We start from the raw sequence: 854 nt of genomic DNA on the forward strand, positions 1-854 counted from the left end.
CTGGCTAAAACCTACGGTGGTTCCGCTCGCGCATTCGACCAGATCGATAACGCGCCGGAAGAAAAAGCTCGTGGTATCACCATCAACACCTCTCACGTTGAATATGACACCCCGACTCGCCACTACGCGCACGTAGACTGCCCGGGCCACGCCGACTATGTTAAAAACATGATCACCGGTGCTGCGCAGATGGACGGCGCGATCCTGGTTGTTGCTGCGACTGACGGCCCGATGCCGCAGACTCGTGAGCACATCCTGCTGGGTCGTCAGGTAGGCGTTCCGTACATCATCGTGTTCCTGAACAAATGCGACATGGTTGATGACGAAGAGCTGCTGGAACTGGTTGAGATGGAAGTTCGTGAACTGCTGTCTCAGTACGATTTCCCGGGCGACGACACTCCGATCGTTCGTGGTTCTGCTCTGAAAGCGCTGGAAGGCGACGCAGAGTGGGAAGCGAAAATCATCGAACTGGCTGGCCACCTGGATACCTATATCCCGGAACCAGAGCGTGCGATTGACAAGCCGTTCCTGCTGCCGATCGAAGACGTATTCTCCATCTCCGGTCGTGGTACCGTTGTTACCGGTCGTGTAGAGCGCGGTATCATCAAAGTGGGTGAAGAAGTTGAAATCGTTGGTATCAAAGAAACCGCGAAAACCACCTGTACTGGCGTTGAAATGTTCCGCAAACTGCTGGACGAAGGCCGTGCTGGTGAGAACGTAGGTGTTCTGCTGCGTGGTATCAAACGTGAAGAAATCGAACGTGGTCAGGTACTGGCTAAGCCGGGCACCATCAACCCGCACACCAAGTTCGAATCTGAAGTGTACATTCTGTCCAAAGACGAAGGCGGCCGTCA

Annotated in this window: 1 protein-coding gene; it reads left to right on the plus strand. The window is 54.7% G+C overall.

Features of this window, described 5'->3' with window-relative positions:
* A partial coding sequence (gene tuf / locus MKR05_RS26885) for an elongation factor Tu (protein WP_029780788.1) occupies positions 1-854 on the plus strand: 854 nt, incomplete at both ends.

This window comes from Klebsiella sp. K5-204, from assembly GCF_030128585.1.
In the GTDB taxonomy this organism is placed as follows: Bacteria; Pseudomonadota; Gammaproteobacteria; order Enterobacterales; family Enterobacteriaceae; genus Klebsiella; species Klebsiella quasipneumoniae.